Annotated in this window: 9 protein-coding genes; 6 read left to right on the forward strand and 3 right to left on the reverse strand. The window is 34.3% G+C overall.

Going from position 1 to position 7816, the window contains the following annotated elements; all coding sequences use genetic code 11:
• From ACK5ON_RS11030 to ACK5ON_RS11040, 3 genes are all read right to left on the reverse strand, one after another.
• Positions 1-93 (reverse strand): CopD family protein (locus ACK5ON_RS11030; RefSeq protein WP_409822397.1); only part of this gene is annotated, 93 nt, incomplete at its 3' end.
• A 78-nt stretch (positions 94-171) separates the two neighbouring features.
• Complete coding sequence (gene hemH, locus ACK5ON_RS11035) at positions 172-1185, reverse strand: ferrochelatase (RefSeq protein WP_409822383.1); 1014 nt, start codon at positions 1183-1185, stop codon at positions 172-174.
• A 30-nt stretch (positions 1186-1215) separates the two neighbouring features.
• Positions 1216-2088, reverse strand: coding sequence for a helix-turn-helix transcriptional regulator (locus tag ACK5ON_RS11040; protein ID WP_409822385.1), 873 nt, complete (start codon positions 2086-2088; stop codon positions 1216-1218).
• Between the two features lie 239 nt (positions 2089-2327).
• Between ACK5ON_RS11040 and hemA the strand changes: the two genes are divergently transcribed.
• The 6 genes from hemA to hemF all read left to right on the forward strand — a co-directional run.
• Positions 2328-3584: a glutamyl-tRNA reductase gene (hemA, locus tag ACK5ON_RS11045; protein WP_396172713.1), complete on the forward strand. Its 1257-nt coding sequence runs from the start codon at positions 2328-2330 to the stop codon at positions 3582-3584.
• A gap of 1 nt (position 3585) precedes the next feature.
• Entirely contained in the window at positions 3586-4566 is a 981-nt protein-coding gene (hemC, locus tag ACK5ON_RS11050; protein ID WP_409822387.1) for a hydroxymethylbilane synthase, read from the forward strand.
• Positions 4567-4602: 36 nt separating this feature from the next.
• The gene (locus tag ACK5ON_RS11055) at positions 4603-5268 is read left to right on the forward strand and encodes a uroporphyrinogen-III synthase (protein ID WP_409822389.1); all 666 of its coding nucleotides are present in this window, start codon (positions 4603-4605) and stop codon (positions 5266-5268) included.
• Between the two features lie 59 nt (positions 5269-5327).
• The gene (gene hemE, locus ACK5ON_RS11060) at positions 5328-6353 is read left to right on the forward strand and encodes a uroporphyrinogen decarboxylase (RefSeq protein WP_409822391.1); all 1026 of its coding nucleotides are present in this window, start codon (positions 5328-5330) and stop codon (positions 6351-6353) included.
• Positions 6354-6426: 73 nt separating this feature from the next.
• Positions 6427-6666: a hypothetical protein gene (locus ACK5ON_RS11065; protein WP_409822393.1), complete on the forward strand. Its 240-nt coding sequence runs from the start codon at positions 6427-6429 to the stop codon at positions 6664-6666.
• Positions 6667-6916: 250 nt separating this feature from the next.
• Positions 6917-7816, forward strand: a 900-nt coding sequence (gene hemF, locus ACK5ON_RS11070; protein WP_409822395.1) for an oxygen-dependent coproporphyrinogen oxidase, incomplete at its 3' end; no start/stop codon positions are given.

A 7816-nucleotide genomic window follows, 5' to 3' on the forward strand; every position in this document is an offset into this window, starting at 1 on the left:
GTATACAAACAAACGAACTATATAAAACAAACCCGCAAACCAGGTGATAACAAAAATGAGGTGCAATGATTTTATGTAGTTGTAGAGTTCCATTTTTATCAGTTTTCAGTTTTCAGTTTTCAGTTTTCAGTCGAATTATAACAACTTGAAACCTTAAACTTGAAACCAATATTATTTTTCAAATTCTTTAATCCAACTCGCAACCACACCACACCATTCGTCTTCATCATTCATACACGGAATTGCCATAAATTCTTCACCTCCATGATGCAAAAACTGTTCGTTGGCTTCCATAGCGATTTCTTCCAAAGTTTCTAAACAATCAGCAACGAAAGCTGGAGTTACAACCGCTAATTTTTTTATACCTTTTTCGGGCATTTTGTTGATTTCAACATCAGTGTAAGGCGTTAACCATTTGTCACCAGCCAATCGGGATTGAAAGGTTTGGCTGTATTTTCCTTCTGGTATTCCCAATAATTTCACTACTTGTTTGGTGGTTTCATAACATTGATGGCTGTAGCAAAATTCATGAGCAGGCGATGGCGTGTTGCAACAAGTTCGATCCATTTTACAATGTGATTTGGTCACATCAGTTTTACGAATATGTCGTTTTGGAATACCGTGGTACGAAAACAATAAATGGTCGTAATCAAATCCTTCTAAATGTTTTTTAATTGAGTTGGCTAATGCCTTTATATAATCGGGTTTGTTGTAAAAAGCAGGGATAATCGTGAATTTCATTTCTGGGAAAAATTCCTTGCGCAATTCTTCTGCCAATACCAAAATAGTTGTGGTTGACGCCATAGCGTGTTGAGGATATAAAGGTAAAAGCATCACTTCGGTTACGCCTTTGTGTTTCAATTCTTGCAATCCTTTTTTAATTGTAATTGTTCCATAACGCATCGCTAAGGCAACAGGAATATCTACTAAAGTTTGCACTTTTTTGTGCATCTTTTTAGAAATTACTATCAGTGGAGAACCTTCACTAGTCCAAATTCGACTATACGCTTCAGCCGATTTTTTGGGACGCGTTTGTAGAATTATTCCACGAACCAATAAAGCTCGTAGTAAAAACGGCACATCAATCACGTATTTATCCATTAAAAATTCATCTAAATACGGCTTTACAGCTGCCGGCGTTGGACTTTCTGGCGAACCCAGATTTACTAATAATACTCCTTTCATTTTTTGTTTTTATAAATATGAAACCTATTTTTAATTGTTTTGACTCATTGACATTAAATACTTCTTTGGTGTAGTGGCAAATTTTTTCTTGAATGCTGCTATAAAATGACTTCCCGTACTGTACCCAATTTTTAATCCCACTTCATTGACATTATACGAACCAGAATCTAACAATTGTCGAGCATATTCCATTTTATAATCAAAAAGAAATCCGTAAACGGTATCACCATAGATTTGTTTGAAACCCATTTTCAGTTTTTTCAAAGTGAGACCAACTTGATTTGCCAATGCTTCTAAACTTGGAGGTTCAGCCATGTTAGCGATAATAATTTCTTTTGCTTTTTTTATTTTCAATACGTTTTCTTCATCAATCAAAAACGGACATTGTTCTGCATTTGGATCTTCATTGCGGTTAAAAAACAAACTTAACAATTCATATCCTTTGCCTTTGTAGTATAAATTTTTAATAGATGGATTTAAATTGTAATGAAACATTTGGTTTAAAACAATTGCCATTGAAGGGCTAACATCGCTATCATTATAATATTTTTTATCTTTATTTTCCTTGCTCAAAAAAGGTATGTGTTCCGCGTCTGTAGTAAACAAACCATGAAATTTTTTGATAGAAACTAAAATGGTAATTAGCCAAGATTTAGGCGCAATTTCAATATTTAGCGGCAACTCTTTTTCGGGATTATAAAACAATAGGCACTTTTCTTCTTTTAGATCTAATATATAATTCCCATTATTGAAGATAAATTTTGCGCTTCCTTTTAATCCAAAGTGAAATTGTATCAAACCCAAAGTTACCGGTCTTTGAAAAGTAGAAGCTTCATCAGTATCATTCTGAAAACGAATTAAGATAAAATCGTCATCAATTTTTATTTCTTCTTTTGAACCCATAGCGATATTTTTTTTATTCTGAACTTGATTCAGAATCTATTTTATAAATACATTTATTTAGAACAAATCTATATAAGAACGAATTGATTACTTGATTTCACTGCAAATTTAAAAGAAATAACGATATAAATACAATTGGGTATAAAAATATCACGCAGCGACACAAAAAGTTCTTTTAGCGTTACTTTTATAGTAAGCATAACAATAACTTTGACGCTTCTTGATGAAAGAAGCAAAATATGGAAAACGGTAACATATCAAAGCATAGTACTTTTTATGTTGTTGGCTTAAGTTACAAAAAGGCCGATGCAGAAATAAGAGGAAAATTTAGCTTAGATAATAACGGTAAAAAGAAAGTTTTAGAGCAAGCTCAAAAAGAAGGCATCGAATCTTTAATCGTTACTTCTACTTGCAACCGTACAGAAATTTATGGTTTTGCTCAGCATCCGTTTCAATTAATCAAGTTACTTTGTGACAATAGTCAAGGCACCGTAGAAGATTTCCAAAAAGTGGCTTACATCTATAAAAACCAAGAAGCGGTTAGTTATATGTTTCGAGTTGGGACTGGGTTAGACAGCCAAATTCTTGGAGATTTTGAAATTATCAGTCAATTAAAATCAGCATTTGTAGAAAGTAAATCAATGAATTTGGTTAATGCTTTTATGGAACGATTGGTGAATGCCGTTATTCAAACAAGCAAGCGAATTAAAAATGAAACCGAAATTTCTTCGGGTGCCACTTCCGTTTCTTTTGCATCGGTTCGTTATATTTTTAATAATGTAGATGATATTGCCAATAAAAACATTCTGCTTTTTGGAACAGGAAAAATTGGAAGAAACACTTGTGAAAATTTGGTAAAACATACCAAGCACGAGCAAATCACCTTAATTAATCGTACAAAAGATACTGCCGAAAAATTGGCACGAAAACTGGATGTAGTAGTTAAAGATTACGCTGATTTGCAATTGGAAATTCAAAAAGCCGATGTGCTGGTTGTAGCCACTGGCGCTCAAAACCCAACGGTTGACAAAGCCATTTTAAATTTAAAGAAGCCGTTATTGATTTTGGATTTATCCATTCCAAAAAACGTAAACGAAAATGTAACAGCCATTGATGGCGTAACTTTAATTCACTTAGATCATCTGTCGCAAATGACCGATGAAACTTTGGAAAATCGCAAAAAATACATTCCCGCTGCTGAGGAAATTATTGAGGAAATTAAAGAGGAGTTCATGGCTTGGACCAAACAAAGAAAATTTGCCCCAACAATTCATGCGTTAAAAGAAAAACTTAATTCAATTAAAGAAGCAGAATTAAATGTTCAACGAAAAAAAATATCCAATTTTGACGAAGAACAAGCGGAATTAATAAGCACAAGAATTATACAAAAAATTACCAATCATTTTGCCAGTCATTTGAAAGACGATAACACTATGGTGGACGAAAGCATCGAATGGATTGAGAAAATATTTCAGATAGAAACCTCTTCTAAATAAAATGACCAAAACAATCAGAATAGGAACTCGTGATAGCGAACTTGCACTTTGGCAAGCTAAAACGGTAGAAAAATCCCTAAACGATTTAGGATATAAAACCGAAATCATTGCCGTAAAATCGGATGGCGATATCATTCTCGACAAACCACTTTACGAACTCGGCATTACCGGAATTTTCACTAAAACGTTAGACATTGCCATGATCAATGGGCAAATTGATATTGCGGTGCACTCTATGAAAGACGTGCCAACTGCTTTACCACAAGGAATTGTTCAAGCTGCAGTTTTAGAAAGAGCCAATGTTTTGGATATTTTAGTTCACAAAGGGAACGTCGATTTTCTAGAAAAAGAAGCAACAATCGCAACAGGAAGTTTACGTCGTCAAGCCCAATGGCTCAATAAATATCCCAATCATACCGTTGTTGATTTGAGAGGAAATATGAATACCCGAATGCAAAAACTTAATGATAACAAGTGGAACGGAGCTGTTTTTGCAGCAGCAGGTTTAGAGAGATTAGGCCTCACCCCATCCCTCACTAAAGGAGAGGGGGCAAAATCTTTTAAAATAAAAAACCACTCCTTTGGAGGGGTTGGGGAGGCACTCGATTGGATGACTCCAGCGCCAGCTCAAGGTGCAATGGTTGTTTTAGCCATGGAAAATGACAATTTTACCATTGATGCCGTTTCACAACTTAATGATATCGAAACTGAGATATGCACCTATATAGAAAGACAATTTCTAAGAACGTTAGAAGGCGGGTGTACTGCTCCAATTGGTGCTTTGGCAAAATACGACCAAGTAAATGACACTATTACCTTTGAAGGAAATCTACTTTCGCTTGACGGAAAACAAAAACTAGAAATCAAGAAAAAAGTGCCAATTGAAGATTGGAAAAAATTAGGATATCATTCGGCACAAGAAATTTTGAATAATGGCGGAAAAGAATTAATGGCGGAGATAAAAAATGCTTTAAAAAATTAAATTTCTAAAATTTTTTAAATCTGTGTTCCAAAAATAATGACAAAACAAATCAACATAGTATCCACAAAAAAACTTTTGCCAAATCAAAAGCAACTTTTGTTAGATGCCAATATTCAGCTCATAGAAGAAGATTTTATAAAAACTACATTTCTCTCCCCTCCTTTGGAGGGGTTGGGGGAGGCACTTATTTTCACCAGTCAAAACGCTGTTCAAAGTATTTTACAACATCCTAAATGCAACGAACTAAAAAGTAAAAATGTCTTTTCAGTGGGAATGAAAACTAAGGATTTATTAACTCAAAATGGGTTTAATGTTATTGCTTATACAGGTTACGCTTCAGATTTGGCAGAGATCATTTCATTGATTTATAACAAAGAGAGTTATACCTTTTTCTGCGGAAATTTGCGTAGAGCTATTTTACCAGACACCTTAAAAGAAAACGGAATAACATTCAACGAAATAGAAGTTTATGAAACCAACATCACTTCCAAAAAAATAAAAAGTAAGTTGGATGGAATATTATTTTTCAGTCCATCAGGGGTTGAAAGTTATTTGAAATTGAACACCATAAAAGATGAAACTTGTTTTTGCATAGGCGAAACTACCGCTGAATCATTAGAAAATAAAAAAATAAAAAATATCATAATTGCAGATAAACCATCGGTAGAAAATGTAATTGCAGAAGTACTAGAATATTATTAAAAACAGTTTGATTTTGAGGATAAACAACCTTAAACTTTTAAACTTTAAACTTTTAAACAATGTTAAAAAACGACCTATTTCTTCGCGCCTTAAATAACGAAACCGTTGAACGTCCACCAGTTTGGATGATGCGTCAAGCTGGAAGATATTTGCCAGAATTCAGAGCATTGCGCGATAAATACGATTTCTTCACGCGTTGCGAAACCCCAGAATTAGCAGCAGAAATTACAGTGCAACCTATAAGAATTGTAAAACCTGATGCGGCCATTTTGTTTTCCGATATTTTAGTAGTGCCACGTGCCATGGGAATTCACGTGGAATTGAAAGACAATTTGGGACCCATAATACCCAATCCAATCCGTACTATGGAAGATGTGAATAAAACCTTTGTTCCCGATGTTCATGAAACCTTAGGATACGTTTTTGATGCCATCAAATTGACTAAAGAAATGCTAAACGATGAGGTGCCATTAATTGGTTTTGCAGGTTCACCATGGACGATTTTTTGTTATGCTGTGGAAGGAAAAGGTTCCAAAAGTTTTGATACTTCAAAAGGATTTTGTTTCTCCAATCCATTGGCAGCGCACACTTTATTACAAAAAATAACCGATACTACCATTTTATATTTAAAAGAAAAAGTAAAAGCGGGTTGCAATGCCATTCAAATTTTTGATTCTTGGGGCGGCATGTTGTCACCAGTAGATTATCAAGAATTTTCATGGCCATACATCAACCAAATCGTTGAAGCTTTAGCCGAACATACCAAAGTAATTGTATTCGGAAAAGGATGTTGGTTTGCTTTGAACGATATGGCAAAATCTAAAGCATCAGCACTTGGTGTTGACTGGACTTGTTCCGCTAGAAATGCACGTTATCTAACTGGTGGAAAAATCACTTTGCAAGGAAATTTTGACCCAAGTCGTCTGCTTTCACCCATTCCAACCATCAAGAAAATGGTGCACCAAATGATTGATGAATTCGGGAAAGACAATTATATCGTAAACCTTGGTCACGGAATTTTACCCAATATTCCGGTTGATCATGCTAAAGCTTTTGTTGAAGCGGTTAAGGAGTATAATCAGTAATCAGTCGCAGATTTCAGTAAGCAGTTCTTGCAAGGTTTGATAAAACCTTTTATAAATTAGAATAAATATTAGTATGGATACAATCAATGAACTTGAAATTTGGATAATAAACAATAACATCAAAAATATTTATCTTCCAAATAATAAAAGAAATAAATATGTTACAGATATTGGGGAAGGATTAGAAGAAATACATGGTTTATATGTATTTTATAACATAGATGAAAAAGGAAATCGTTATGATGATAAATTTTTCAAATCCGAAAAAGATGCTGTTCAATTTATATTTGAATATTTAGTGAAAAATAAATAAAAGAATTCAACACATATATAAAAATCTTACAAACCATGACCAAAGAAACTGCTATAAAACTATTTGATCAAAAATAAATTCTTTCAATTATGAAAAATATAAAATTATAAGGAATCAAGTTGTACGAGATTATCGTATAACTGAAATAATTACAGAAAATAAATTTGAAACGGTTACAAATAGTCACCAGTTAAGAAAATGAGTTGGTTACAATCATTAGCCGACTGAAATTATTAGGTTAAATTAATATATGAAAGATAAATTCTACCAATACATACTTCAACTCCAAAACCAAATCACTTCCAAATTGGAAGAAGTAGATGGTTTTGCCAAATTCCGTGAAGACATTTGGGAACGACCTGATACTTCGTCAGGGCTCAGTACAGGCGGAGGTGGCGGAAGAACTAGAGTTATAGAAAACGGTCAAGTTTTTGAAAAAGGAGGTGTAAACATTTCAGCGGTTCACGGAAAATTACCAGAAGCCATGCAGAAGATGTTTGGTGTTGATGAAGCCGATTTTTTTGCTTGCGGATTGAGTTTAGTCATTCATCCCAAAAGCCCAATGGTGCCAACCGTTCATGCTAATTGGCGTTATTTTGAAATGTATCCTTACGAGAACTCTTCCCCTTCGGGGAGGTTGGGTGGGGCTTGGTTTGGAGGCGGTCAGGATTTAACACCTTATTATCTGTTTGAAGAAGATGCACAACATTTTCATCAAACCTGCAAAATGGCTTGCGACAAACACAATCCCGAGTTTTATCAAAAGTTTAAAAAACAATGCGATGGATATTTCTGGAACACGCATCGTAATGAAGCTCGTGGAATTGGCGGGTTATTCTTTGATTATTGCAAAGACACAAGCGATAGCGAATTGGCGAAGCAAACGGATAAAAAAATGTCTATGGAAGATTGGTTTAACTTTGTAACCGAAGTTGGCAATAGTTTTCTAGATGCTTATGTTCCAATTGTAGAAAGAAGAAAAGATTTACCATTTACAGATGCACAAAAAAAGTGGCAAGAAATTCGTCGAGGGCGTTATGTTGAATTCAATTTAGTTCACGATAAAGGCACATTATTTGGACTAAAAACAAACGGCAGAATTGAAAGCATTTTGATGAGTTTACCACCAAAGGTTCAGTGGGTTTATGAT

This window comes from Flavobacterium sp., from assembly GCF_046317795.1.
Classification (GTDB): domain Bacteria; phylum Bacteroidota; class Bacteroidia; order Flavobacteriales; family Flavobacteriaceae; genus Flavobacterium.